Below are 25,782 nucleotides of genomic sequence, written 5' to 3'. Positions count from 1 at the left end.
CACGTTGCCGAACACGGTGGGCTTCACGTAGTAGCCCTCCTTCAGGCCCTCGGGCCGGCCCACGCCGCCGGTCACGAGCGTGGCGCCCTCGTCGATGCCCTTCTGGATCAGGCCCTGGATCTTGTCGAACTGGACCTTGCTCACCACCGGTCCGAGGTTCAGGCCGTTGCCGCCCGCGAACGGGTCGCCGACCTTGATGCTCTCGGCCGTGGCCTTGGCGATCTGCAGCGCCTCGGCGTGGCGTGACTGCGGCACGAGCATGCGGGTCGGCGCGTTGCACGACTGACCGCTGTTCATGAAGCAGTTCTGCACGCCGCCCGCGACCGCGGTCGCGAAGTCGGCGTCGTCGAGCAGGATGTTCGCCGACTTGCCGCCGAGCTCCTGAGTCACGCGCTTCACGGTCGGTGCCGCGTTGATCGCGACCTGGACGCCCGCGCGGGTCGAGCCGGTGAACGACATCATGTCGATGCCCGGGTGACTCGACATCGCGGCGCCCACGGTCGGGCCGTCGCCGTTCACCAGGTTGAACACGCCCTTGGGCACGCCCGCCTCGTGCAGGATCTGCGCGAGCAGGATGGCGTTCAGCGGCGCGACCTCGGTCGGCTTCAGCACGATCGTGCAGCCCGCCGCCAGCGCCGGCGCGATCTTGCAGGCGATCTGGTTGATGGGCCAGTTCCAAGGCGTGATCAGCCCGCACACTCCGACGGGCTCGCGCAGGATCTGCGTCTTGCCGCGCTTCTCCTCGAACTCGAAGCTCTTCAGCACCTCGATGGCCTGCCCGAAGTGGGCCAGGAACATCGCGGCCTGTGCGGCCTTCGAGAGCCAGATCGGCGCGCCCATCTCGCTCGAGATGGTCTTCGCCATCTCGTCGTATTTCGCCTGGTAGGCGGCCATGATCTTCTGCATGAGGGCGATGCGCTCCTCACGCGTGGTGCGCGAGTAGCTCTCGAACGCGCGGCGGGCGGCCTTCACCGCCTTGTCGACGTCTTCGGCGCTGCCCATCGAGATGCGCGCGATCGGCTTCTCGGTCGCGGGGTTCACGACCTCCCGGGTGTTTCCCGGCTTGACCGGCGGGACCCAGGCCCCGTCGATGTAGAAGTTCAGGTGGTCTTGCATGGAGTCCTCCGTGGAGCGGTTTGGGGTGAATGCGGTTCGAGAGTGTACCGGGTCGGGCGCGCGCGCGCAGAGGGTGGGCAGGGTCTAGAATCGGGCCATGAGTCAGCCCCTCGCCGCCGGCGCAGCCGCCCCCGACTTCACCCTGGACAGCACCCCGAAGCAGAAGCTCTCGCTGCACGAGTTTCGCGGCAGGCCCGTGGTCCTGGTGTTCTATCCGGCCGACTGGAGCCCGGTGTGCGGCGACCAGGTTGCGCTCTACAACGAGATGCGCGGCGAGTTCGCGCGCTACGGTGCGCAGGTGTTGGGGATCTCGGTCGACGGCGTGTGGTGTCACGCGGCTTTCGCGGAGAACCGCAAGCTCCACTTCCCGCTGCTCGCCGACTTCGAGCCCAAGGGCGCGGTCGCGCGGCTGTACGGCGTGTACCGCGACGCGGACGGTTTTTGCGAGCGCGCGCTGTTCGTGGTCGACGCCGCCGGGCGCATCGCCTGGAGCTACCTGTCGCCGATCGCAGTGAATCCGGGCGCGGACGGCATCTTCGACGCGCTCGACAAGCTGGGAGTCACGAAGTGAGCAAGCTGCGACCGCCCGTCGGACCCGAAGACCACGCGCAGGGCAGCGCCGACGCGCCCGTCACCCTGGTCGAGTACGGCGACTACGAGTGCCCGCACTGCGGTCACGCGCACCCGATCGTGAAGCAGGTGCTGAAGCGGCTGGGCAAGAGCGTGCGCTTCGTGTTCCGCAACTTCCCGCTGGGCGAGATGCACCCGCACGCCGTACGGGCCGCGCAAGCCGCCGAGGCCGCGGGCCTGCAGAACGAGTTCTGGCCCATGCACGACCGCCTGTTCGAGCACCAGCGCGCGCTCGAGACCGACGATCTCAAGCGCTATGCCAAGCAGGTCGGACTGGACACCACGCGCTTCGCGCGCGACCTCGACGCCGACGCGATCGCCGAGCGCGTGCGCAGTGACTTCGCCTCCGGCGTGCGCAGCGGCGTGAACGGCACCCCGACCTTCTTCATCGACGGCACGCGCTTCGACGAGAGCTGGGACGAGGACTCACTCTACGAGGCGCTGCGCCGGGCGAGCGAGAAGCGCTGAAGACCTCGCGCAACGGCGGGGCTCGCAGCCGCGAGGACTACTGTGACGCGGGGCTCGGGCTGCTCGCGGAGCGGGGGGCGGAGGCGGTCACGATCGCGAACCTGTGCGCGCGCCTGCGCGTGACCAAGGGCTCGTTCTACCACCACTTCCGCGGCCGGACCGACTTCGTGCGCCAGCTCCTGCGCTACTGGGAGCGCGACTACAACGCGCGGCTGCGCAGCTGGATCCTCGGGGTGTCTCCGCGCGCGCGCGTGGCGCTGATCCAGAAGAATGCGCTCCGGCAGCAGCAGGTCGACCGCGCGATCCGGCAGCTGTCGCGCTCCGATGCGTACGCGGCCGCGAGCCAGCGCCGCGTCGACGCGCGGCGCGAGCGCGGCCTGGCCAGTACGTTTCGCGAGCTCGGCATGCCCGCGGAACGCGCGTCGCGACTGGCGGGCATCGCGCTCGTAATCGCCGTCGGGTCGCAACAGCTCGAGCCGCGCATGACCCCGCGCCGCTTCGCAGCGCTCGTGGCCGAGTACCGGCGCTGGGTCGACGCCTCGACGCCGCGCCGCTGAGCGGACCATACCTTGGGGTATGGTAGCCTTCGTGCCGATGGGAGCGGACATGTCCGACGTCACGATCTTCACCGATCCCCAGGCCTATCCCGACTCGGAGCGCTGGCACGCGCAGGCGGCGCGGCTGCGCCGCGAGAACCCGGTCGCGCGCATCGAGGCCGAGGGCTACGACCCGTTCTGGGCAGTGACCCGACACGCCGACGTGCTCGAGATCGAGCGCCAGCCCGAGCTGTTCCTGAACACGATCGACTCGGTGCTCGCGCCGCGGCACATGAAGCCCGAGCACGGCGGGCAGCAGATCCCGTTCAAGACGCTGATCCACATGGACGGCGCGCAGCACCGCGGCTATCGCAACCTGACCAACGACTGGTTCAAGCCGGGCGCGCTGAGACGCACGCTCGAGCCGCGCGTACGCGAGCTGGCGAAGAAGTACGTCGACCGCATGGCGCAGCTCGGCAGCGCCTGTGACTTCGCGCTCGACGTCGCGCGCTACTACCCGCTGCAGGTGATCATGAGCGTGCTCGGGGTGCCCGAGGCCGACGAGCCGCTCATGCTCGATCTCACGCAGAAGCTGTTCGGCGCCGACGACCCCGACTTCGGCGTGGGCGCCGAGCCCGAGAAACGCATGGCCGTGATCATGCAGCTGGTCGGCTACTTCCAGCGCATGACCGCCGACCGGCGCGCGCAGCCGGGCGAGGACCTGGCTTCGGTGATCGCGAACGGGCGCGTCGACGGCGCGCCGCTGCCCGACCTCGAGACACTCGGCTACTACATCATCGTCGCCACGGCGGGTCACGACACCACTTCGAGCACGCTCGCGGGCGGCCTCGAGGCGCTGATCCGCAGCCCCGAGCAGCTCCGGGCCCTGCAGCGCGACCCTGCCGGGATCGACAACGCGGTCGAGGAGATGATCCGCTGGGTGACTCCCGTGCGGCACTTCCTGCGCTACGCGCAGGCGGACTACGTGCTGCGCGGCAAGTCGATCGCCAAGGGCGACGCGCTGCTCATGTCGTATCTCTCGGCGAACCGCGACGAAGACGTGTTCGACGAGCCGTTCCGTTTCGACGTCACGCGCGAGAACGCGGCGAGTCACCTGGCGTTCGGCACGGGAGTGCACTTCTGTCTGGGCGCGAACCTCGCGCGGCTCGAGCTGGCGGCGTTCTTCCGCGAGCTCCTGCCCCGGCTCGAGTCGATCGAGCTCACCGGCCCCACGGAGTACACGGCGGCGACGTTCGTGGGCGCGCCCAAGCGCGTGCCGATCCGCTACCGGCTGCGCGGCTAAGACTCCCGCGGCCTTCGCCAATCTCTGGCTCCGCTTCGCGCACCTGTTCATTCCTGAGCAGGTGCGCGCCGACCCGGCCGCCTACCGCATCTCGCGCATCGCGCTCGGCATCTTCGTCGCCACCAGCTTCGCCGGGGTCGGCTTCCGCCTGATCCACTGGGGCAGCTCCGCGAGCTGATGCAGCGCGGCGTCCAGCGGGACCGCGTTGCCGCGTCGGCCTGGTATCCCGTCCGGATCTACGACCGCGTGCTCACGCTCATGATGAAGCGCGCGGGCGGCGGGCAGACCGAGTATCTCGTCGAGCTGGGACGCGAGGGCACTGCGGCGCTGGCGCGGCAAGGGATGTACAAGCAGATGGACCGCCAGGCGGGCTCCGAGCCCGACGCGGCCTTCGTGCGCACGCTGCTCACGCTCGCCAAGGCGCTGTACAGCTTCACGAGCTGGGAGCTCGAGTCGTTCGACGCCCGAGCCGGCTCGTTCGTGATCCGGATCTCCGGCGCCGGTGACTACCCCGACTCACTGCGCTGGCGCAACTGCGGATTCCTGGAGACGATGACCTCCCAGGCCATCGGCCGGCCTGTACGCTCGTGAGCGAGCGAGAGCCTTGGGACTCCATCCGGTTCCGCGTGCAGTGGCGCCAGCCGAAGCCCAGCTAGCCTCCGTTCATCGCCGCGCAGACCTGCTGCACTCCCGGCGGGAGCGCGGGCGGTCCGGGTGAGAGCGCGCGCTTCAGCACCGCGACGTCCACCACGTCGCAATCGGTTGCCCCGCCGATCACCGAGCAGCGCGCGGCGCCGCCCGGCGGGAGCGGCGCGCCGGCGGGGTTCGCCAGCGCCGCGCGCAGCAGCGCGAGGTCGGTGGCGTCGACGTCCAGGTCGAGGTCGATGTCTCCGCACACCTGGTCGCGCGTGAGCGAGCTCACGGCGATCACGATCTCGCCCTGCGCGCTCTGGATCATCGCCGACGTGCCGGTCGCGATCGCCCAGGGCGGATCGGGAATCGTGGCGTAGAACGCAGGCGGAGAGAGCGCCGGGGCCAGGAAGAACGTCAGCGACACCGGGCCGAGCTGCGCGGAGGCCAGCGGGCTCACGTCGAAGTCGACTTCATAGACCGAGACCCGGCAACCCGGCGGATCCAGCTCGTTCTGCAGGTTCACCACGACGGAGCAGGCGCCGTCGGGCGCGCAGTCGACTCCGGGCGGGACGCCCGTGGTCGCCGAGCCACTCACTCCGGCCACGCTGAACTGCGCCGCGCGCAGGGCGAAGAAGCTGCGGGTCGCCGCTCCGTCCGTGCACGGATCGCCCTGCTGCACGTAGGACACGCTGCGGTCGAGCACGAACAGTCCGCGGATCGGCGCGCCGGCGGAGATGAGCTGACTCCACGGGCCGTAGACCGAGTCGACCGTGCCGTCGAAGCGCCACTGAGTCTCGGCTGCGCGCGCCGTGACTGCCGCCGAGAGCCACAGCGCGGCGAGCGCGATGCGCGGCCCCGTCATCTCGGGCTCGCCCCGTAGCTCCGGTGCAGCGCCTCGACCACGTCGAAGAACTCGCGGCGGATGTCCTCGACGATCTGCTTCACGGGCTTCACGGCGTCGATCCGGCCGCACACCTGGCCGGTGAGCGCGATGGCGGCCTCCATGTCACCGCCGAAATACAGGTCGCGCGCCGAGCCGAACTCGCCGAAGACGTTCTTCTCCAGCTCCTTCTCGAGCCGGGTGCTGCGCTCGGTGCGCAGCGCGCGCAGAGCGGGTGAGTGGAAGCGGTTCAAGAAGACCGTGTCGGTCTCCTCGGCGCGCACGATCGCGTCCTTCCAGTTCGGGTGCACGGGTGACTCGGCAGACGAGACCATGCGCGTGCCCAGCTGGACGCCCTCGGCGCCGAGCGCGAAGGCAGCGGCCATGGTGGCGCCGTCGACGAAGCCGCCCGCCGCCACGATCGGCACCGGCACGCGCGAGCGCACCAGCGGCAGGAGCACCATCGACGCGACCTCGCGCGGGTTCTTGAAGCCGCCGCCCTCCCCGCCTTCGACGATCAGCCCGTCGACGCCAGCCTCCACGGCCTTCAGCGCCGCCTTGAGGCTCGGCACGACGTGGAACACGGTGAGTCCGCCGGCCTTCAGCTCCTTGGTGTAACGCTCGGGGCTGCCGGCGGAGGTGGTCACGAACTTCACGCCCTGGTCGACCACGAACTTCACGATGTTCGGGTCGCGCACGAACGCCTGCGCGATGTTCACGCCGAACGGCTTGTCGGTGAGCGTGCGCATCTTGCGCACCTCTTCGCGGATGGCGTCGAGCTCACCCGACGAAGTCTCGATGATGCCCAGGCCGCCGGCGTTCGACACCGCCGACGCGAGCTGCGAGCGCGCGATCCAGCCCATGGGCGCCTGCACGATCGGGATCTCGACCCCGAGCATGCGAGTCACGCGGTTGTCGAACTTGCGGGGTTCCGGCATCCGCGGATGGTATCAGGTTACTTCTGGGCTCGGGGCGCCGCGGCGGCCGCGTCGCGCAGGGGCGGCTGCGGCGCGTCGAGCGCGGCCAGGTCCGCGCGGGCGGCCTCGAAGAAGGTCAGCGCGAGCTGACGGGCGGGCTCGTCCTTGGCCTTCACGGCCGCCACCGCGGCCTCCTTCCAGCGCTCGGCCTCCTGGTTGAGCTCCTCGCGGCGCTTGGCCTTCGCCGCCTCGGCCTGCCACTCGGCCTCGCGCGCGGTCTCGCGGGCGATGATGAGCTCGGACGCCCCCAGTGACACGATGCCGAGCGGGATGCGCGCGGCGAGCTTTTCGGCCTTCGCGCCGGGAGTGTCCGTCGGCTGCCAGGCGAGCACACACCCGCCCAGTGACAGCGCAGCGAGACACTCTCGCCAGGGAACCCGCACCATCGACTCACTCCTCTCGAGAGAGTCGACTCGTTAGCGCGCCGAGTCTCGCGGGGCAAGCCTCGGCGGCTGGCGCAGCACGGATCAGGGCGTCGGGGGAGATTGGATCAGCGGAAAGACGGGCACCGAGGAGACCTGCTGCACGCGCAGGCGCATGGAGGTGATGCCGGTCGTGGCGTCGTATCTGCCGAAGGCCAGCATCGTGCCTTCGGGGCTGCCCGCCAGGCCCGGGATGTCGAAGGCAATGCCGCTGCCGCTCGCCACCGTGAAGTCGGTGGCATCGAGATCCACGCCCGCGGGAGTGAGTCGGGTGCCGCGCAGCTGGTAGTCGTTTCCGACCTGGGCTTCGTAGATCACAAGCGCGGTGCTGCCGTCGAGCGCGACCGTCGGCGCGTACGAGCAACACACGCTGGTCAGCGCGACGCCCGTATCGAGCACCGCGCCGGTGGCGGGATTCACGCGCGCCCGCTGGATGATCCCGTGGTTGCTGTACACGATCATGAAGCTCGGACTCACCCAGGCGACGCTCCAGTCGCCGCCGTTCTGGATGCTGTTCGTGGTTCCGGTGGTGACTTCGATCGGGGTGGCGTCGAGCTTGACACCTGCGCGGCTGAGTCGAACTCCGAACAGGTTGTTGCCTCCACCTGCCTGATACTCGAGCCAGACCACGAGGTAGTTGCCGCCGCCGAAGGCCGTGCGCGGCGGGTCGGTGTATACGCCGGTCCGCACGGCGATGCCTCCGGGGTCGAGCGTCGCGCCAGCGGGACTCACTCGGCCCGCGTAGATCCCCCGCCCGACCGAGCGGAAGTCCGACCACGACACGAGCCAGTTGGCGCCGTCCGAAGTCACGTTCGTCATGAACGGCGAGATCCCTCCGCCCGTGAAGAGCGGCAGACCCGCGGGGTCGAGCACCGCTCCCGTGACCGGGTTCACGCGCGTGCCGTACACGCCGCCGCGCTGGTCGTGCCAGACCACGAGATAGTTCGCGCCGTTCCAACCCACCGAGGGGCTATCCGGGAAGAACGCGCCGGCGGACAGCAAGATGCCCGAGGAATCGAGTGAGTTGCCCTGGGCGTCGAGGCGGGCAGCATAGATGCCGTCCACGTTGTTGCGGTCGTCGTGCCAGACCACGAGCCATTGACCCTCGCCGCCGGCTGCGATGCCGACTTCTTTCTCGCCGTTCGCCCCGCTCGAGAGCAACAGCCCCGGCGCGTCGAGCAGCGCGAGTGTCGTGGAGAGCCGTGAGCCGTAGGCGTCGTAGTTGGAGGCGCCGCCGGAAGTCTGGTCCCAGGCGATGTAGGTCGCGGATCCCGCCGCAAACACGCCGAGGTCCCCGGCAAAGATCCCGGCGCCAGGCGACCCGGTGAGTGCCGCGCCCGAGGCGCCGTTCAGCAGGGCGCCTGCGGCACTGACTCGATTGCCGGTGAAGCCGCCGGCGCCGTCGAGCCATGCCACGGTGTAGCTCGTGCCGTCGTACGCCACACCGGGGTTGTACTGCCCGTTCGTCGCGGTGCTGAGCTGGAGGCCGGCCGGATCGAGCACGGCCCCTGCAGCACTGACTCGCGCAGCGAAGACCTGGGTGCCCGCGGTCGCCGAGTTGCGTTGGTCTTCCCAGACCACGAGGCTGGCCGAGCCATTCGAGGCCACCTTCGGCCGGTTCTCGTCGGAAGCGCCTGCGGAGATCGCGATCCCCGTGCTCGCCGAGTCGAGCACCGCGCCGGCGGTGCTGACTCGGCTGCCGTACACGTCGTACTGGCTCCCCGATCGGAAGTCTTCCCAAACCACTTGCCAGCTCGTGCCGTTGTAGGCGACGGCGGGCGCGTCCTGGTCGTTGGTGGCCGTAGAGATGGGAATGCCGTTCGGATCGAGCGAGGTCGAGCCGGTGACTCGCGCGCCGAAGATGTCGGAGCCCGCTCCCGAGCGGAAGTCCTCCCAGACCACGAGCGCGGTCGCGCCGGCGCTGGCGATCGACACTCCGGTGCTCCCGTCGGCGCCGCTCGCGGCACTCTGGATGGCGAAGGGCGCGGTGTCGACCAGCGCGCCCGTCGTCGCGACGCGCCGCCCGTAGATCAGCGCATCGTCGCCGCTCACCCAGGCCACCAGGAAGTTGGTGCCGTCCCAGGTCACTCCAGGCCCGTAGCCGTATTGGCCCAGCGCGGTGACGGCGATGCCCTTGGGATCCAGAACCGCGCCCGCGGAGCTGATGCGCGTGGCGAACACCTGGGTATTCAGGCCCGAGCGATCATCGGTCCAGACCGCGAGATAGCTGCCTCCGCTGTACGCGACGGTGGGAGCGCTCTGATCTGCCGACGCGGGACCGGTCACGGGTGTGTCGACCCCGCGCTCCGGCCCGATCACCGGGTCGAGCGTGGCCGGGAAGCTCGAGCGCTCGAGCGTGTCGGCACTCACCACTAGCGTGAGCTCGTTCCCGTCGAAGCGCTCCGCGACCGGCGTGCGCTCCCCGTTCGCGTCGACCCAGGTCGCCACCCCGATGCGCAGGCCCAGCCCCGTGCCCGGGTCGCGGAAGTGGAAGCCGCTCGGAGTCTCTCCCGCGGGCTCGAGCCCCGAGGCGCGCACGCGCAGCTCCAAGTCACCGGTGCCGCGCGGCCGCGCCGCGAAGCGGAAGCTCAGCTCGAGCCCCTGGTCGCGGCTTTCGAGGCGCTCGACGACGTCACGAGCCGCGAGCTCGACGGCGCCGTCGGCGGTGACCTCGGGTCGGGCACCGAGCTCCAGCGACCCGCCGCGCCGGCCGGCGGCGACGGTCTCGAGCTCGAGCGCCGCACCGACGACCGGCTGCGGCCGGTGCAGCGCCGCAGGCTCGTGGGGCCGGCGGCGCGCGTTCGAGCGCGACTCACGAGTCATCGGCCGGATGCTGACCCGGCCCTCCGACGCGCTCACCGCGTAGCTGGCACGCCCGCCCACGAGCGCGGTGCCTTCGCGCCGGAAGGAGCTTCGGGCACGCTCCACGACCTGCTTCAGGTCGAAGCGCGGCGCGGCCTGGGAGGCTTCGACGCTGGCCGGCGCGGCGGCGGGTGCCGAGGCTGCAGGCGCGGGCTCGGGCGTTAGCGCGTTCTCATGTTCGTCGCCGCAGCCGACGAAGGCGAACGAGAGAGCCGGGACAACCGCGAGGACGCGCAGTCGCATGATGGGCACCTCTATCTCGCCGCATCATACGCCCGGGTCGGATCCGCGAACACGCAGAAGTGTCGGCACGGTCGAGTGAATCGAAGTCAGCGCGCTGCCCTTCGCGACCCGGCCGCTCGGGTCTGCGAGACCTCGTACAATGCGCGCAGGGAAGGCCGGAGGAGATTCCGATGCTTCTGCAGGGTCTGCGCGTGGTCGAGATGGGTTTCTGGGTGGCCGGCCCGGCCGCGGCCGGGCTGCTCGCGGACTGGGGCGCCGACGTGGTGAAGATCGAGCCGCCGCGCGGTGACCCGATGCGCCAGTTCTACCGCGCGCTCGCGGGCGTGGAGCTGCCGGGCTGCCCGGGCTTCGAGCTCGACAACCGCGGCAAGCGCTCGGTCGTGCTCGACCTGGCCGATCCCGAAGCGCGCGCCGCGGCGCGCCAGCTCGTGCTGGGCGCCGACGTGTTCATCACCAACTACCGCAGCGACGCACTCGAACGGCTCGGCTTCGACTACGCGAGTCTCTCGGCCGAGAACCCGCGGCTCGTGTACGGGCACGTGACTGGCTACGGCCAGGACGGACCCGACGCCGGCAAGGCCGCCTACGACATCGGCGCGTTCTGGTCGCGTTCCGGAATCGGCTGGATCCTCGCCCCCGCCGGCGCGGATCCGTCCGGCTCGCGCGCAGGCTTCGGCGACCACACGACCGCGGCCCACTGTCTCGCGGGCGTGCTGGCCGCGCTCCTGGCCCGCGAGCGCACCGGCAAGGGGCAGCTCGTCGACGCGTGTCTTCTGCGCAGCGGCATCTACACGATCGGCTTCGACGTGACCCAGCAGCTCGCGTTCGGCGCAGTGACTCCGGTCGGGCGCCGCGAGGAGAGCCCATCGCCGACCATCACCTCGTTCCGCACGGGCGATGGCCGCTGGGTGTGGCTGCTGGGCGTCGAGGCCGAGCGCCATTGGCCGCGGCTCGCGCAGGCGCTCGAGCTCGAGTCACTGATCGGCGATCCGCGCTTCGCCACGCCGCAGGCGCGCGCCGCCAACTGCCGCGACTTGCTGCGCATCCTCGACGAGCAGTTCGCCAAGCGCCCGCTCGACGCCTGGCTGCCGCGCTTCGAGGCCGCCGACGTGTGGTGGGCCCCCGTGAACAGCGTGGCCGACGTGGTCCAGGACCGGCAGGCGCTCGCCGCCCGAGCGTTCGTCGACGTGCCCGACGGCAAGGGCGGGACACAGAAGAGCGTCGGCTCGCCCGTGCTGTTCAGCGGCGCCGACGTGACTCCGCGCGGCAAGGTGCCCGGGATCGGCGAGCACACCGAAGAGGTGCTGGCCGAGCTGCGCAGCGCGCGGCGCTGACTCGCAGGTTCGAGTCACGACAAGATCTCCTCTCGCAGGCGAATCAGCTCGCCCAGTGACCAGGCCTGGAAGGGACAGCCGCCGGGCCGGTGCGGCGCCTCGGCGTCGGCGACCTCGGGCAAGTGACCGAGCCCGAACGCTCCGAGTGCGGCCTCGAGCGGCGGCAGGAAACGCTCGCGCGCGGCGCGCCGAGCCGCGGCCGTGTTCCCACGCACGCGCAGCCACGCCTCGACGAACGCGCCCGCCAGCCAGGGCCAGGCGGTCCCCTGGTGATAGGCCGCGTCGCGCTCGCTCGGGCCACCCGCGAAGCGCGGCGCGTAGCTCGGCGAGCCAGGCGCGAGCGTGCGCGGGCCGAGCGGCGTCCACAGCCGTGACTCCACGGCGTCGACCAGGCGCCGCGCGCGCTCCCCTTCGAGCAGGGCAAGCGGCAGGCCGCCCACCGCGAACAGCTGATTGGGTCGGAAGCTCGGATCGACGCTGCCGGCCACGTGGTCCACGTCGACCACGTCGTAGAGCGCGCCCTCGGCCTCGTTCCAGAAGCGGGCCTGGAACGCGGCGCGGCCGCGCTCGAGTGACTCGCGCAGCGCCGGACGCCATTCGGCGGCGATCGCGAGCGCGTTCAGCCACAGCGCCTGCACCTCGACCGGCTTGCCGATGCGCGGAGTCACGACCCGGTCGCCCACGCGCGCGTCCATCCACGTGAGCTGCTGGCCCGGAACGCCCGCGGCCAGCAGGCCGTCGCGGTCGGCGCGGATGCCGAAGCGGGTGCCGCGGGCGTAGCCCGCGAGGATCGCCTCGATCGCGGCCTGCAGGCGTTCGCGCTCGGGCGCCTGCCTGCGCCGCCGGAGATACTCGCCCGCCGCCACCACGAACCAGAGCGAGGCGTCGACGGCGTTGTATTCCGGCGCCTCGCCCGCGTCGGGGAAGCGGTTGGGCAGCATGCCCTGCGAGACCGCGCCCGACCACTCGGCGAGGATCCGTCCGGCCTCGTCGAGCCGGCCCGTCGCGAGACACAGGCCGCGCAGGGCGATGAACGTGTCTCGGCCCCAGTCGGTGAACCAGGGATAGCCGGCGACGATTGTCCGGCCGGTGCCGCGCCGCACGAGATAGGCGTCGGCCGCGCGCCGTAGCGGCGCGGCGAGCTCCTCGCGCCGCTTGCGCTCGTCGGCGCGCAGCGCGTCGGCGTGCGCGAGCGCGCCGCGCGAAGCCTCGAGCGCGCCGGCGCTGGCGAGCAGGAGCACCGCGCGCCCGGCGGACAGGTCGAAGTGCAGCACTCCGGGCGAAGCCAGGTCTTCGTGACCGTCGAGCCCGCGCGCGAGCTCCTGGCCGTACTCGAAGCGGCGGTACCACTCGGGCGCGTGCTCGTAGCGCGCATTCGCCAGAAGCTCGATCTCGGGCACGCCCGGGTAGGGCGCGAAGCGCAGGCGCTCGCCGTCCTGCGTGCGCGGCGCGAAGTCGAAGACGGGGTTCTCGTGCTGTAGCGCGTGGTAGTCACGGCCCGAGAGCAGCGGCCGCACGGACAGGCGCACGCTCGCAGCAGGAGTCACGAGGCGCCAGGCGACGAGCGCCGCCGGCGCGCCGTGGCGCACCAGGATCTCCTGTTCCAGCTCGATCCCCCCGGGCAGCCGGAAGCGCCACGTGGGCCAGGGCTCGTGCGCGAAGGCCGCGATCCGGTCCGCGCCGTCCGGATGCACCACGCCGGGCGCGTAGCGCTGGGCGGAGAGCGCGGCGACACCGATCGGTGTCGTGACCCAGGCCTCGAGGCCGTTCACGAGCACCATGCGCCCGGTGGGCGGCGTGGTCGCCGCGAGCAGCAGCGCGTGATAGCGCCGCGTGCGTACCCCGCACACCGTGCCCGAGGCGAAGCCGCCCAGGCCGTCGGGCTCGAGCCACTCTCGCTCGTCGAGGTCAGTCATTTCGATCGCACCTCGATGCGCAGCGCGTGTCCGTCCGGATCGCGCAGCGACACGGCTTGCGTCACGTCGGCGATCACCGGGACTCGGCTAGCAGCTCAGCGGTACAGGTAGGCGAGCCAGCCGTCCGGCTCGAAGGGGCGCCAGTCGTCTTCCTTCTGCGCCAGCCGGTCGGCGATCGCCCAGAGCACCAGCGGGTTCCAGCCCAGCCCGCAGTGACTGCCGGTGACTTCGATGTTGTCGCGCCCCGGCCCCTCGGCCTCGCGGCACACGCGCCAGTGCGTGATGCCGTCGCTCTTGCTGAAGATCGCGGTCGAGGGAACCGGCGGCGCGGCGCGGATGCGCTCGACGCGCTCGGGCATCTCACTGGCCAGGTCGCGGCCCGAGGCGAACTCGAAGAAGCGCGCCAGCGCGGTCGGCCGGGCCACGTCGCCGAACGGGCTGCCCAGGGTGATCACCTGGCGCACGCGGTTGGGCAGGAGCTTGGCGAGCTCGCGCGCGTAGATCCCGCCCAGGCTCCAGCCCACGATCGAGAGCTTGCGCTCGTAGCGCGCGTAGAGCTCCGCCGCGCGGTCGACCAGTCTCTCGCGCACGAAGTGCGGCGCGCCGAGATTGCGGCCGAGCAGCCACGGGTGAGACGCGTAGCCGAGCCGCTGGAGATAGCGGCGCAGGATCCCGGTCGAGTCGTCGCCGGCCAGGAACCCGGGCAGCACCAGCACGGGGTGGCCGTCGCCGCGCGGCGCGCGCTCGAGCAGGCGCGCCGTGCCGAAGTAGCTCAGCCACTCTGCGAACGCGCGCTGGCCCTCGAGCGCGAGGAACGCGAGCGGTCGAGCCACGGACGCCGCGCTCGGGGCGCTGCGCTCACTGCCGGGCAACGACTGCCGCCAGCTTCACGAGCTCTTCCAGCGCCTCGCCCAGATAGCGCGAGATGCGCCACGGGTCCGACACCAGCTCGCGGCACGTGATCACGCCGAAGTCGAGCTGGTCCATGTAGCTCTGCACGGTGATGTTCAGCCCCTGCCCCTCCGCCACCGCGGAGACGGGATAGTAGGTGCGCATCTGGGCGCCGCCACAGTAGAGCGGCTCGCGCGGTCCGGGCACGTTGGAGATGATCAGGTTGAACGGCGGCCGCATGCGGTCGGCGATGCGCAGGCGCGCCGCGATGCGCGCGGCTTGGGCGAACACCGCCGGGGTCGCGAACTGCGTGAAGTCCTGGAGCAGCGTCGCGGGCACCGCTTCCTGCATCTGCTTGGCGGAGCGCATCGACTCGTGGATGCGCTTCAGGCGCTTCACCGGGTCGGGCTCGTCCGTGGCGAGCTCCGCCATCACGGCACTCACCCGGTTCGAGTAAGTCGCCTTCTCGGACTCCGAGCGCACCGAGACCGGCACCGACGCGATGAGTGTCTCGTCGGGCAGCTCGCCGCGCTCCTCGAGATAGCGGCGCAGCGCGCCCGCGCACATGGCCATGACCACGTCGTTCAAGGTCGTGCCGAACGCCTTGCGCACCTTGCGCGCGTCCTCGAGCGAGAGCGTGATGAACGAGAAGCGGCGGTGCGGCGTGATCGAGCGGTTGAACGACGTGTGTGGCGCCGCGGTCTGCGGCAGCTTGGGCGCGTCGACCTGGTCACTCTGGCGCGGGCCGAACGGCCAGGGCAGCCGGCCCAGGCCGAGCGCGTCGGCGAAGGGCGCGAGCATGGGCGCGATGCCCGGCAGGTCGCGCGCCGTGCGGATGCCGAAGCGCACGGCCTTGCCCGGCTGCAGCGCGAGCCCGAACAGCCCGCGCGCGAACATCTCGACGTCGCGCGGAATCGGATCGGGCCGCCACCGGTCGCGCACGGGCGCCACGGGTCCGCCCTCGCGCGTGCGGTCGAGCAAGGTCGAAGTCATCTCGACGCCAGACACTCCGTCGATCGTGCAGTGATGCACCTTCACGTAGAGCGCGACCTGTCCGCTCTCGAGACCCTCGATCACCCACAGCTGCCAGAGCGGGCGGCTGCGGTCGAGCGGCAACGCGTGCAGGTGCGCGACCAGCTCGGCGAGCTGCTCGTTCGTGCCCGGCGGCGGCACGGCGATGTGGCGGATGTGGAAGTCGAGGTCGAAGTTCGGATCCTCGATCCAGTACGGGTGGTCCAGCCCGAACGGCACCTCGACGATGCGCCGGCGGAACGGCGGCAAAAGGTGCAGCCGCTCCGGCAACGTCGTGCGCAGCGCGCGGTACAGCGAGCCTTCGCGCGCCTCGCGCTGGTCGTAGAGCGTGAGCGAGCCGACGTGCCCGAATTGCGCGCCGGTCTCCATGTAGAGGAAGCTTGCGTCGAGGCCCGTGAGCTGTTGCATCGCGTTCCTTTGGTCGCGTGGGCACCCTACCCACGCTCCGTCCACCTCGCGTGCCCCCGCAGGGAGAGAGTACAAGAGGAGACCGCGCCATGACGACCCAGCGCCCCGGACCCGTGCTCGTGACCGGCGCCAACTCGGGAATCGGCCTCGCCAGCGCCCTGCGGCTCGCGGAGCGCGACTGGACCGTGTACGGCACCGTACGCGGCGAGGCGAAGGCCGACGCGCTGCGCGACGCCGCGCGCGAGCGGAAGCTCGGGCGACGCGTGCACCCGCTCCTGCTCGACGTCTCGGACCACGAGGCCGTGGTCGGCGCCTGGAAGGACCTGCCGGACTTCTACGCGGTCGTGAACAACGCGGGTTACTCGGAGACCGGCGCGGTCGAAGAGGTCAGCGCGGCGCAGGCGAAGGCGCAGCTCGACGTGAATCTCGTGGCGCCGGCGGTCGTGTCGGCCTGCGCGCTGCCGGGCATGCGCCGGCGCGGCGACGGCCGGATCGTGATGGTGTCTTCGGTCGCGGGCCGCGCCTCGGTGCTGCCGCTGAACGGCTGGTATCACGCCTCGAAGTTCGGCCTCGAGGCACTGTCGGACGTGCTGCGGGTCGAGGTTTCGGGCTTCGGCGTGCGCGTGGTGATCGTGGAGCCCGGCTTCTTCCGCACGTCGATCGGCGACAAGTCGCGCGAGCGCGCGGAGTCACTCGCCGGGCGGCGCGGCTCGCCCTACGCGAAGTCGTACGAGCGCATGCGCGGCATGCTCGAGCTGGTCGAGCGGGTCGCGCCGTCGGCCGACGTGGTCGCGCGCACGATCGTGTCGGCGATCGAGAGCCGGCGCCCGCGCCAGCGCTACATCGTGGGGCTCGACGCGCTCGCGACCATCGCCACCCAGCCGTTCATCCCGCGCGAGCTCACCGACTTCGCGATGCGGCTGGTGGCCGGGCTGCCCGGGCGCTGAGTGACTTCGCACTAGCTGCGGCGCAGCCCGAGCTTCTTCATGCGGCTGCGCAGCGTGTTCGGGTGCAGCCCGAGCACGAGCGCCGCGCCCCGCGGCCCCTCGATGCGCCAGCTGCACTGCTCGAGCGCAGCTCGGCTCCAGCTCGCCGTTCGCGCAGTAGGCCAGTGAGCGCACGCGCGAGGGCGAGTCCGCGAACTCGGCCACGAACGCGTAGGGGGCGCCGAGCGCGGCACACAGATGGCGCACCAGCGTGCCGAAGAACTCGATCCCGATCGCGTGCGCCGTGGCCTCGGCCAGGCGCAGCAGCACCTCGGCATCGCCTTCCCCATCGCTGACGCGCTGCGACATGCTCCGGAATCATATACTGCCGTCCATGCTGGTCATCCATCACCTCGGGGTCTCTCAGTCCGACCGCATCGTGTGGCTCATGGAGGAGCTCGGCCTCCCCTACGAGATGCGCTGGTACAACCGCGGCGCCGACGGGCTCATGCCCGCCGAGTACGTGAAGCTGCACCCGGCTTCGACCGCACCGGTGGTCGAGGACGATGGCCGCGTGCTGTCGGAGTCGGCGGCGATCCTGGAGTACATCTGTCACAAGCACGGCGGCGGGCGACTCACCGTGACCCCGAGTCAGCCCAACTACTTCGACTACCTGTACTGGATGCACTTCAACAACAACGTGCAGGGGCTCTTCTTCGCCAAGCTCGCGAGCCAGGGCCGCACCGACCCCGACGCGGCGCGCGTGAAGGGCTTCATCGAGCGGCGCGAAGGCGGCTACTTCCGGCACCTGGAGCAGAGGCTCGGCGCGGTGCCCTATCTCGCGGGCCCCGACTTCACCTGCGCCGACATCATGGTGACCTTCAACCTGACCGAGCTGCCGCTGTTCGGCGGGCGCAAGATCGACGACCTGCCCAACACGCAGGCCTACGTGAAGCGGATCGAAAAGCGTCCGGCCTACCAGCGGGCGATGGAGCTCGCGGGACCCGCCGCCAAGCCTAAGTGAGCCAGCGCTCGAGCAGCGCGTGGAAGTGGCGGATCTTCGTCTCCTGATAGCGCGCGAAGGTCACGTGCGTGTGTCGCGCGGCGTGTAGCCCGCGTTGCACCCGGCCCAGGTTGTACGTGTCCTGGTTGAACACGCGCGTCAGGAACCCGAGCTCGGGCGCGCACGTCCAGTCTTCGTCGTCAGCCAGCAAGTGGACCGGCGCGGGCATGGGGCGTTCGCCCGAGAACGGCGCGAGATAGATGACTTCCATGAGACAGCGATCGGGACCGCCGTCGGGCCGGAAGCGGTAGACGATGCGGTTGTACGCGCCCCAGGGATGGAAGTTCGGAAACACCGTGTAGTAGAACGAGTCGGCGAGCTCGGCGTCGGAGAGACTCTCGGCGTTGGGCACGCTGGCCTGCAGCCCGGCGCGCGCGGCGGCCGCGAGCGTCTGGCGCGCAGTCATGCCGGCCGGCACGCGAAACACCGGCTCGGAGTCGAGGCTGCGCGAGAAGAGTGAGTCGAGCATGTCCTGCTCGCTGGCGGCCCAGCCGAGCAGCGGGCTCGGGGTCATGTTGGCGGTGATCGCGCGCGAGAAGTTGCCCCAGACGTCGTACTGCGAGTTCACGTCGCCGATGCCCGGCAGGAGCTGCGGGTGGGTCCCGCCGACGTGGTAGGCCTCCATGAAGGCCTCCTGCGCGACCTTCCAGTTGCAGGGCAGGCGCTTGGCGACGTGCGCCTCCTTGTAGCGCCGCTCGAGCGGCCAGGGCGCGAAGTGACTCGACAGGTCGCCCAGGTGTTCCTCGAGCGGCGCGCAGGCGGGGTCGAGGTTCACGAACACGAACCCGCCCCAGGTGCCCACGCGCGCCTCGGGCAGGCGGAAGCGCGCGGGCTCGAGCTCCGGGAAGTCCCAGGCCGCGGGGACGCGCAGCAGCCGGCCGTCGAGGCCCCAGGTCCAGCCGTGGAACGGGCAGCGCAGCTCGCCCACGCGGCCGTCGCAGTCGCGCAGCGCGCGCCCGCGGTGGAGACAGGAGTTGTGGAAGGCGCGGATCTCGCCGGGCGCGGAGCGCAGGATCACCAGCGAGTCACCCGCGATCTCGTACAGCACGTGGTCGCCGACGAGGGCGAGCTCTTCCTCGCGGCAGGCCATCTGCCAGACGCGCCGCCAGAGTCTCTCGACCTCACGCTCGTGAAAGGCGCGCGAGGTGTAGCGCTCGATCGGCACGCGCACGAGCGGCAGGTCGGCCGGGGCTTGCCGGCGCAGGACTTCTGGAACGGGCCGCGTATCGCGATCGAGCAGGTCCTGGTAGGAGACCGCCTTCGGGTCGGCCGCGGGCCGCTCGGGTGACTCGAGCTCGGCGCGCGCGGCCGGGCTCACGCCGCCGCCGAGCAGCGGTCCGCCGACCCAGCCCAACAGGTGCGGGTCCGCCTCGCGCAACACGCCCGAGTGCCAGCGGCCGTCGGGATGGAACAGACCGACGTGACCGGCGCCGTCGTCCACGCGCACCAGGCCCTCGCCGGTGGTCTCGTAGAGCGCGCGCGTGAACGGGTGGCGGAGCTTCACGACGCGGCCGCCGCGCGCCGCGCACGCCGGGGCGCCCTGGGACTCTGGCTCTCGGCCAGCAGGGCCGCCTGCTCGCGCCGCGCCGCGCCTTCGAGCCCGCGCCGTGCGCTGCCCCGGGCCACGCCCAGCACGAGCGTGCCCACCGAGTGCGGCATGGACGCGCGCAGGCCGCCGTCGGAGAGGTGGCCGCGCGCCCACGCCGCCGACGCCGAGACACAGGCGGCGGTGAGCTGCGACGCGAGCAGCCCGAGGTCGACCCAGTCGGCGAGCTGGCCCTGCGCGCGCATGAACTCGAGCTCGGCCGCGAACGCCGCGGTCAAGTCGCGCACGAGCGCAGCCTGCGCAGGCCCGGTCTCGCGCGCGGCGCCGAACGCGGCGACCAGTGACCGGTGGTAGGCCGACTGGCGAGTCATGTTCTCGGCGGAGCGCGCGGCCAGCGCCAGCAGGCGGCGCCAGCCGCGCGGTCCCCCTTCCGTGGTGACTCGCTCGAGCACCTGGCGGAAGTGACCCTCGGCCGCCGCGGTGAGCAGGCCTTCCTTGCCGCCGAACTGGTTGTAGAGGGTCGGGACCGAGACACGGCAGCGGCGCGCGAGGTCGCGCACCGTGAGCTCCGCCCAGCCGATCTCCGCCACCGCCTCGCGCACCGCGTCGAGCATGCGCTGGCGCCGCCACAGCCTCTGCTCCGTGATCAGGTCCATAGCCCCGAGTTTAACTTGTTCAGGGCCTTGAATGCATTCAAGATCGCGGCATGCCCGTCGACCTCGCGCGCACCCACCCGTTCGACCCGGCGCTGCTCGAAGACCCCTGGGCCTGGTACGCGGAGCTGCGCGCCCGGGCACCGGTGTTCCGCGACCCGTTCACCGGCATCTTCCACGTGGCCAGCTACGAGCTCGTGCTCGCGGCGCTCCGAGACTTCGAGACCTTCTCGAACCGCTTCGCGCCCGCCATGGGCGCCGGGGCGGGCGCGCTGTCGGGCGACCCCGAGCTCGCGGAGCTGGCCGCGAAGTCCTACCCGCCGATCGACACCATGCTCACCGCCGACCCGCCCGAGCAGCGCCGCTTCCGGGGCCTGGTGAACAAGGCGTTCGCGCCGCGCCGGGTCGACTCACTCGAGCCCGAGATCGAGAAGCTGGCGCAGGCACTGATCGACGGCTTCGCGGGCGAGGGCCGCTGCGAGGTGCTGTCGCAGCTCGCGGTGCCGCTGCCGCTCACGGTGATCGCCGACCAGCTCGGCGTGCCGCGCGCCGACCTGTCGCGGCTCAAGCGCTGGACCGACGGCTTCACCGCGCAGCTCTCCGGTCTGGCCGCAGGCGAGGACGCGCGCGACGCCGTGCGCCGCATCGTGGAGTTCCAGCAGTATTTCGCCGCGCGCATCGAGGACGCGCGCCGCGCCCCGCGCGAGGACATCCTCTCCGACCTGGTGCGCGCGCGGCTCGAGGGCGAGCGGTCACTCGACGTGCCCGAGATGCTCTCGATCCTGCAGCAGCTGCTCGTGGCGGGAAACGAGACCACGGCCTCGGCGCTGGCCGAGGGCCTGCTCCTGCTGGCGCGCCATCCCGAGCAGCTCGCGCGCGCGCAGGCCGAGCCCGCGCTCGTGCCGAATCTCGTGGAGGAGGTGCTGCGGCTCTCGACCCCGACCGCCGCCATGTGGCGGCGCACGAAGCGCGCGACCGAGCTCGGAGGCGTGGCGATCCCGGAAGGCGCGATGGTGCTGCTGCGCTTCGCCTCGGCGAACCGCGACGAGTCACGCTTCCCGGAGCCCGACCGCTTCGACCTGGCGCGCGCCAACGCCGGCGAGCACCTCGCGTTCGGTCACGGCATCCACTTCTGCCTGGGCGCGGTGCTCGCGCGGCGCGAGCTCACGGTCGCCTTCCGCGCGCTGTTCGAGCGCTTCGCGGCGTTCCGGCTCGTGCCGGGCGCCCCCGAGCCGCGCCACAAGCCGAGCGTCCTTTTGCGCGGGCTCGGCGAGCTCCGGCTCGAGCTCGACGCGCGCGGCGCGTAGCGCAGCTCCCGAGGCGCGAGTCACGGCCGGGGCGCGAGCCCTTCCCAAAGCAGCTCCGTGAGCTGGGCCGCGAGTCGCCGCGCATCGCGCTCGGCGGCGGGCTTCTGGATCCACCACAGGCCCGCCATGTGCAGCATCCCGATGATCGCGTGGCCCCACGCCTCGGCCGGCGCCGGATCGAGACCACGGCTCTGGCGATCCAGCGCGATGCCCGCGATCAGCGGCTCCGCGGCCCGGCGCGCGAAGGCGAGCGTGCTTGCGAGCGTCGTATCTCCCGCGCCCGCGCCGTTCACGAAGGCGTAGACATGACGGTCGGCGGCGATGGTCTCGAGCTCCGCCCGGATCATCCGTTCGAGTGAGTCGCGCCCTCCGACCGCGCTGGCGAGCGCAGCCCGGATCTCGGACTCGATGCGCGTCAGCAGGCGCTCGCTGAGCGCATGCACGAGGGCGCGCCGGTCGCCGACGTGCGCGAACAAGGCGGGCTTGGTCACTCCGGCTCTCGCTGCGATCTGCTCGAGCGAGACCGTGGGACCTTGGCGGCGGATCGCGCGTTCCGCCGCGTCCAGCAGCCGTTCGCGATCGACCAGCGGCGGCCGTCCGCGGCGCGCGCCCGAGACCGGGTCAGCTGGCAGCGCTCCGCGGCGGCGCTTGCGGGCGCGTCCTCGCTTTTGCATTGGCTTTTCCTACTCGTGGTAGGATAACAGGGCTCGCTACAAGGGAGAGGAATTCGATGAGCGCCGACCCCTCGATGTTCGCCACGCCCTTTCACTTGCAGGGCAACTTCGCGCCGGTCTTCGACGAGATCACGCTGACCGACCTGCCCGTGACGGGCGCGCTGCCGAAGCAGCTGAACGGCCGCTTCTTCCGCAACGGCGCGAATCCGCAATCCGGAACGTCGCCGCACTGGTTCCTCGGGAACGGCATGCTCCACGGCGTGCGGCTCGTGAACGGCCGCGCGGTCTGGTATCGCAACCGCTACGTGCGCACGACGCTGTTCAACGACGCGAATGCGGCCGCGATCAATCCAGACGGATCGACCGACCTGACGGCGTCGCTCGCGAACACCCACGTCGTCGCGCACGCCGGGAAGATTCTCGCGCTCGAAGAGGGGCATCTGCCGTGGATCGTGTCTCCCGAGCTCGACACCGTCGGACCGCACGACTTCGGCGGGAAGCTGCGCACCGCGATGACCGCTCATCCGCGCCTCTGCCCAGTCACGGGTGAGCTGCTCTTCTTCGGGTACGGCGCGCTTCCACCCTATCTCACGTATCACCGCGTCGCGGCGGACGGCACGCTCGTGCAGAGCGAGGAGATCACCGTCAAGGGCCCGACGATGATGCACGACTGGAACGTGACCCGGAACTACGTGGTGTTCATGGATCTGCCGATGATCTTCGACCTCTCGCTGCTCGAGCGCGGCGGCATCCCGATCCGCTGGAGCGACGACTACGGCGCGCGTCTCGGCGTGATGCCGCGCAACGGCAGTGACAAAGACGTCGTCTGGTACGAGATCGAGCCCAGCTACGTGTTCCATCCGATGAACGCGTACGAGCACGGCGACGACATCGTGATCGACGTCGCGCGCTTCAAGAAGCTCGCCTTCAGCCCGGCCGACGGCGAAGGCACGCCAGCGCTGCTGCACCGCTGGGTGATCGACCGCAAGGCGGGCAAGGTTCGCGAGCAGCCGCTCGACGATCGGGCGGCGGACTTCCCGCGCGTCGCCGACGAGTGCGTCGGGCTGAAGCACCGCTACGGCTACATGACCGGGCTCGGCAGCATGGACGAGTTCGGCGGCCACCTGCTGAAGTACGACCTGGAGCGCGGACACAGCGAGGTCTGGCAGTGCGGCAAGGGCAACGGCGCCGGCGAGCCGGTCTTCGCGCGCGCTGGACGCGGCGAGGATGAAGGCTACGTGCTGACGTTCGTCTACGACGCTGCGCGAGACGCCAGTGACCTGGTCGTGATCGACGCGCAGAACTTCGCGAAGGGGCCGATCGCGCGCGTGCACCTGCCGCGCCGCGTCCCGTACGGCTTCCACGGCAGTTGGATCGCAGACTGAGTCTCTCCGGATGGCGCGAGCCCACGACCACGAGATCGTCTCGATCTACCCGTTCAGCGACGAAGAGGTCGATGCGCTGCTCACTCACTCGAACGAGTGCGTGCTGATGTGGGCGACGAAGGACGGCTGGCCCGTCGGCGTGACTCACGCGTACGTCTGGCGCGACGGGAAGATCTGGCTCACGTTCGCCGCGCACCGCCACCGCGCGCAGGCGATCCGCCGCGACGACCGCGTCTCGGTCAACGTGAGCAGCGCCGGCTATCCGCCGGGAGCACCTCACTCGCTGCCGCGCGGCGCGCTCACGCTCAAAGGCCGCGCCAGCTTCTTCGACGACGACGAGACCAAGGACTGGTTCTACCGCGCGCTCTCGCAGAAGCTCTTCCCGGCCAGCGCCGAGGGCGAGAAGTTCTTCTACTCGCTGCTCGACTCACCGCTGCGCACGATCCTCGCGATCACGCCCGAGAAGAAGATCATGTACAACGCGAGGAAGGCGAACGCGCACCTGTCGGGCTCGATCGAGGAGAAGGACCTGGGTGCCCGCCTCTCGAGCGACGCAGAGCGCATGAACCGCGAGCGCACGCGCCGAGGGCTGCCGCCGCGCTGAGAGGGACCATGCTCCGACCGTTCCGCTTCGCCGTGCAGTCGTTCAGCGCCACTTCGGGCAAAGAGTGGCGTGAGCGCGCCCGCCGCGCCGAGGCGCTGGGCTACTCCGCGCTGCACCTCGCCGACCACGTCCTGGGCCCCGGTCCCGCGATCGCGAAGAGCAGCCATCCGATCCAGGAGCTCGCCGCCGTGCCCGCGATGATGGCCGCGGCCGACGCGACGACGTCACTCAAGGTTGGCTGCCGCGTGTTCTGCATCGACTACCAGCACCCCGCCGTGCTGGCGAAGCAGGCCGCGACGATCGACCTGCTCTCCGACGGGCGCCTCGAGCTCGGCCTGGGCGCAGGTTGGCTCGCAGCCGAGTACGAGTCACTCGGCATCGTGCTCGACCCACCCGGCGCACGCATCGCGCGGCTCGAGGAGACGATCCGCGCCTTCCGCGCGCTCTTCTCCGGTGACGAGGTCGACGTCTCGGGGAAGAACATACGACTCACCGGCTTCGCGGGCGCGCCGAAGCGGCCGTTTCCGCCGCTGATGGTGGGCGGCGGCGGAAGGCGCGTGCTCTCGCTGGCGGCGCGCGAGGCGGACATCGTGAGCCTCAACTTCAACAACCGCTCGGGCGTGATCGGGCGCGACGGCGTGCGCTCGAGCACTGCCGAGGCGACGCACGAGAAGATCGGCTGGATCCGAGCCGCGGCGGGTAGTCGCTTCGCGTCGCTCGAGCTCGAGATCGGCGCGTACTTCACGTTCGTGCAGCCGGGCGCGGAGAAGATTGCGGCGGGCATGGGCCAGGCGTTGGGACTCACACAGGACGAGATGCTGCGCCATCCGCACGGCCTGTTCGGCAGCGTCGACGCGGTGTGCGACGAGCTCGAGCGCCGCCGCGCACAGTTTGGGATCAGCTACGTCACGGTGGGAGACAGCGCGCTCGAGCCGTTCGCGCCGGTGGTCGCGCGCCTGGCGGGGAAATAGCATGTCGAAGATGATCATCATCGCGGGCACGATCGATTTTGCCGACGCGAGCCGGCGCGAGGCCGCGCTCGAGGTCGCGCGCGAGCTGCAGACCAAGACGCGCGACGAGGAGCCGGGCTGTCTCGCGTACGTCTTCGCGCCCGACCCTTGCCTGTCTCATCGCATCTGCGTCTACGAGTGCTGGCAGGACGAGGCCTGCCTCGCCGCGCACTTCAAGCACCCGAACTACTTGAACATGCGCGACACGCTGTTCCGCGTGGGCATCGTCGGCGCCGACAACCACAAGTACCGCGTCGACCTGCGCGAGCCGGTCTACGACTCGTCCTTCACTCCGCGCGCCGACTTCTTCACCGAGAGGCGATGAGTCCATGGCCGTCACTGGACTCGTACACGTCAACGTGAACTGCAGCGACTACGACCGCTCGCTCGCGTTCTACGGGCGGCTCGGCTTCCGCGAGATCTGGCGCGTGCCCGAGACGAACACGCCCGAGGTCGCGGCGGCCGTCGCCATGCCGCCCTACCGCGTGAAGGGCGCGCTGATCGCGCTCGAAGGCGCGAATCCGCCCTTCGTGATCGACCTGCTGGAGTGGAAGGAGCCGCGCGACGACAGCCGGCCTTACCCTCACCTCTACCACTTGGGGATCGCGCGCATCGCGCTCGCCTCCAACGATCTCGACGGCGACATGGCGAGACTCGCGGCGGCGGGTGTGCAGTTTCTATCGCAGCCAGCGTCGCTGGCGCCGAGCTCGGGCTCACGCGCGCGCTTCGTCTGCTTCAAAGACCCCGACGGCACCGTGCTCGAGCTGGTGGAGAATCCGCTCGGCTGACGCTGCGACAAGGAGGCGACATGAGCAGGGTCCAGGGCAAGGTGGCCATCGTCACCGGCGCCGCGTCGAACCCGGGCCTGGGGCGCGCGATCGCGACGACGCTCGCGCGCGAGGGCGCGCGCGTCGTCGTGACCGACATCGACGAGGCCGGCGTCCGTGAGTGCGCCGACGCGAT

Annotated in this window: 26 protein-coding genes; 15 read left to right on the top strand and 11 right to left on the bottom strand. The window is 71.0% G+C overall.

The features are described from left to right. On the bottom strand, positions 1-1,116 hold a 1,116-nt coding region (locus tag VMR86_21930; protein ID HTO09726.1), incomplete at its 3' end, for an aldehyde dehydrogenase family protein. Between the two features lie 97 nt (positions 1,117-1,213). On the opposite strand from VMR86_21930, the gene VMR86_21925 reads away from it, so the two are divergent. The 5 genes from VMR86_21925 to VMR86_21905 all read left to right on the top strand — a co-directional run bounded on the left by VMR86_21925 (position 1,214) and on the right by VMR86_21905 (position 4,644). Further along, positions 1,214-1,687: a redoxin domain-containing protein gene (locus VMR86_21925; GenBank protein HTO09725.1), complete on the top strand. Its 474-nt coding sequence runs from the start codon at positions 1,214-1,216 to the stop codon at positions 1,685-1,687. Then, on the top strand, positions 1,684-2,214 hold the full coding sequence (locus VMR86_21920; protein ID HTO09724.1) for a thioredoxin domain-containing protein: 531 nt from the start codon (positions 1,684-1,686) through the stop codon (positions 2,212-2,214). Before VMR86_21925 ends, VMR86_21920 begins: the two co-directional genes overlap by 4 nt. Beyond that, complete coding sequence (locus VMR86_21915) at positions 2,160-2,771, top strand: helix-turn-helix domain-containing protein (protein ID HTO09723.1); 612 nt, start codon at positions 2,160-2,162, stop codon at positions 2,769-2,771. The genes VMR86_21920 and VMR86_21915 overlap by 55 nt, the downstream gene beginning before the upstream one ends. A gap of 49 nt (positions 2,772-2,820) precedes the next feature. Beyond that, on the top strand, positions 2,821-4,053 hold the full coding sequence (locus VMR86_21910) for a cytochrome P450 (GenBank protein HTO09722.1): 1,233 nt from the start codon (positions 2,821-2,823) through the stop codon (positions 4,051-4,053). 177 nt (positions 4,054-4,230) lie between these two features. Next, positions 4,231-4,644: a hypothetical protein gene (locus VMR86_21905; GenBank protein HTO09721.1), complete on the top strand. Its 414-nt coding sequence runs from the start codon at positions 4,231-4,233 to the stop codon at positions 4,642-4,644. A 61-nt stretch (positions 4,645-4,705) separates the two neighbouring features. Here the strand turns inward: VMR86_21905 and VMR86_21900 are convergent, their stop codons facing one another. From VMR86_21900 to VMR86_21885, 4 genes are all read right to left on the bottom strand, one after another. Next, positions 4,706-5,548 carry a hypothetical protein gene (locus VMR86_21900; GenBank protein ID HTO09720.1) on the bottom strand — a complete coding sequence of 281 codons (843 nt, stop codon included), beginning with the start codon at positions 5,546-5,548 and terminating at the stop codon, positions 4,706-4,708. Then, positions 5,545-6,504 (bottom strand): nitronate monooxygenase, encoded by a 960-nt coding sequence (locus VMR86_21895; protein HTO09719.1) that lies wholly within the window; start codon positions 6,502-6,504, stop codon positions 5,545-5,547. Before VMR86_21895 ends, VMR86_21900 begins: the two co-directional genes overlap by 4 nt. 17 nt (positions 6,505-6,521) lie before the next feature. Further along, a complete protein-coding gene (locus tag VMR86_21890) occupies positions 6,522-6,929 on the bottom strand; it encodes a hypothetical protein (protein ID HTO09718.1) in 408 nt (135 codons plus the stop codon). 81 nt (positions 6,930-7,010) lie between these two features. Then, positions 7,011-10,070, bottom strand: coding sequence for a hypothetical protein (locus VMR86_21885; protein HTO09717.1), 3,060 nt, complete (start codon positions 10,068-10,070; stop codon positions 7,011-7,013). A gap of 164 nt (positions 10,071-10,234) precedes the next feature. On the opposite strand from VMR86_21885, the gene VMR86_21880 reads away from it, so the two are divergent. Next, positions 10,235-11,404: a CaiB/BaiF CoA-transferase family protein gene (locus VMR86_21880; protein HTO09716.1), complete on the top strand. Its 1,170-nt coding sequence runs from the start codon at positions 10,235-10,237 to the stop codon at positions 11,402-11,404. A gap of 14 nt (positions 11,405-11,418) precedes the next feature. Here the strand turns inward: VMR86_21880 and VMR86_21875 are convergent, their stop codons facing one another. From VMR86_21875 to VMR86_21865, 3 genes are all read right to left on the bottom strand, one after another. Next, on the bottom strand, positions 11,419-13,320 hold the full coding sequence (locus tag VMR86_21875) for an amylo-alpha-1,6-glucosidase (GenBank protein HTO09715.1): 1,902 nt from the start codon (positions 13,318-13,320) through the stop codon (positions 11,419-11,421). A 95-nt stretch (positions 13,321-13,415) separates the two neighbouring features. After that, entirely contained in the window at positions 13,416-14,153 is a 738-nt protein-coding gene (locus VMR86_21870) for an alpha/beta hydrolase (protein HTO09714.1), read from the bottom strand. A gap of 25 nt (positions 14,154-14,178) precedes the next feature. After that, a complete protein-coding gene (locus tag VMR86_21865) occupies positions 14,179-15,651 on the bottom strand; it encodes a wax ester/triacylglycerol synthase family O-acyltransferase (protein HTO09713.1) in 1,473 nt (490 codons plus the stop codon). Between the two features lie 89 nt (positions 15,652-15,740). Between VMR86_21865 and VMR86_21860 the strand changes: the two genes are divergently transcribed. Both VMR86_21860 and VMR86_21855 read left to right on the top strand, forming a co-directional pair. After that, positions 15,741-16,598, top strand: a complete 858-nt coding sequence (locus VMR86_21860; protein HTO09712.1) for an SDR family oxidoreductase — start codon at positions 15,741-15,743, stop codon at positions 16,596-16,598. Between the two features lie 373 nt (positions 16,599-16,971). Further along, positions 16,972-17,601, top strand: a complete 630-nt coding sequence (locus tag VMR86_21855) for a glutathione S-transferase family protein (GenBank protein HTO09711.1) — start codon at positions 16,972-16,974, stop codon at positions 17,599-17,601. Here the strand turns inward: VMR86_21855 and VMR86_21850 are convergent. After that, positions 17,594-19,144: an aromatic ring-hydroxylating dioxygenase subunit alpha gene (locus VMR86_21850; protein HTO09710.1), complete on the bottom strand. Its 1,551-nt coding sequence runs from the start codon at positions 19,142-19,144 to the stop codon at positions 17,594-17,596. The genes VMR86_21855 and VMR86_21850 overlap by 8 nt on opposite strands. Further along, positions 19,141-19,842 carry a TetR/AcrR family transcriptional regulator gene (locus VMR86_21845; GenBank protein HTO09709.1) on the bottom strand — a complete coding sequence of 234 codons (702 nt, stop codon included), beginning with the start codon at positions 19,840-19,842 and terminating at the stop codon, positions 19,141-19,143. The genes VMR86_21850 and VMR86_21845 overlap by 4 nt, the downstream gene beginning before the upstream one ends. Positions 19,843-19,892: 50 nt before the next feature. Here VMR86_21845 and VMR86_21840 point away from each other — a divergent pair, with 50 nt between their 5' ends. Continuing rightward, complete coding sequence (locus VMR86_21840; protein HTO09708.1) at positions 19,893-21,146, top strand: cytochrome P450; 1,254 nt, start codon at positions 19,893-19,895, stop codon at positions 21,144-21,146. Positions 21,147-21,166: 20 nt separating this feature from the next. On the opposite strand, the gene VMR86_21835 is transcribed toward VMR86_21840, so the two are convergent. Next, the gene (locus VMR86_21835) at positions 21,167-21,820 is read right to left on the bottom strand and encodes a TetR/AcrR family transcriptional regulator (protein ID HTO09707.1); all 654 of its coding nucleotides are present in this window, start codon (positions 21,818-21,820) and stop codon (positions 21,167-21,169) included. 56 nt (positions 21,821-21,876) lie between these two features. Here VMR86_21835 and VMR86_21830 point away from each other — a divergent pair, with 56 nt between their 5' ends. From VMR86_21830 to VMR86_21805, 6 genes are all read left to right on the top strand, one after another. Next, positions 21,877-23,205, top strand: coding sequence for a carotenoid oxygenase family protein (locus VMR86_21830; GenBank protein HTO09706.1), 1,329 nt, complete (start codon positions 21,877-21,879; stop codon positions 23,203-23,205). Between the two features lie 10 nt (positions 23,206-23,215). After that, complete coding sequence (locus tag VMR86_21825; GenBank protein ID HTO09705.1) at positions 23,216-23,809, top strand: pyridoxamine 5'-phosphate oxidase family protein; 594 nt, start codon at positions 23,216-23,218, stop codon at positions 23,807-23,809. 8 nt (positions 23,810-23,817) lie between these two features. Beyond that, entirely contained in the window at positions 23,818-24,780 is a 963-nt protein-coding gene (locus VMR86_21820) for a TIGR03621 family F420-dependent LLM class oxidoreductase (protein HTO09704.1), read from the top strand. Between the two features lie 10 nt (positions 24,781-24,790). After that, a complete protein-coding gene (locus VMR86_21815) occupies positions 24,791-25,144 on the top strand; it encodes an antibiotic biosynthesis monooxygenase (protein HTO09703.1) in 354 nt (117 codons plus the stop codon). Positions 25,145-25,148: 4 nt separating this feature from the next. Continuing rightward, positions 25,149-25,607: a VOC family protein gene (locus VMR86_21810; GenBank protein HTO09702.1), complete on the top strand. Its 459-nt coding sequence runs from the start codon at positions 25,149-25,151 to the stop codon at positions 25,605-25,607. Between the two features lie 20 nt (positions 25,608-25,627). Further along, a partial coding sequence (locus VMR86_21805) for an SDR family NAD(P)-dependent oxidoreductase (GenBank protein ID HTO09701.1) occupies positions 25,628-25,782 on the top strand: 155 nt, incomplete at its 3' end.

The organism is Myxococcota bacterium (assembly GCA_035498015.1).
Taxonomy (GTDB): Bacteria; Myxococcota_A; UBA9160; order SZUA-336; family SZUA-336; genus VGRW01.
Note: the sequence above shows the minus strand (reverse complement) of the source record. Positions and strands in the feature narration are given on the sequence as shown.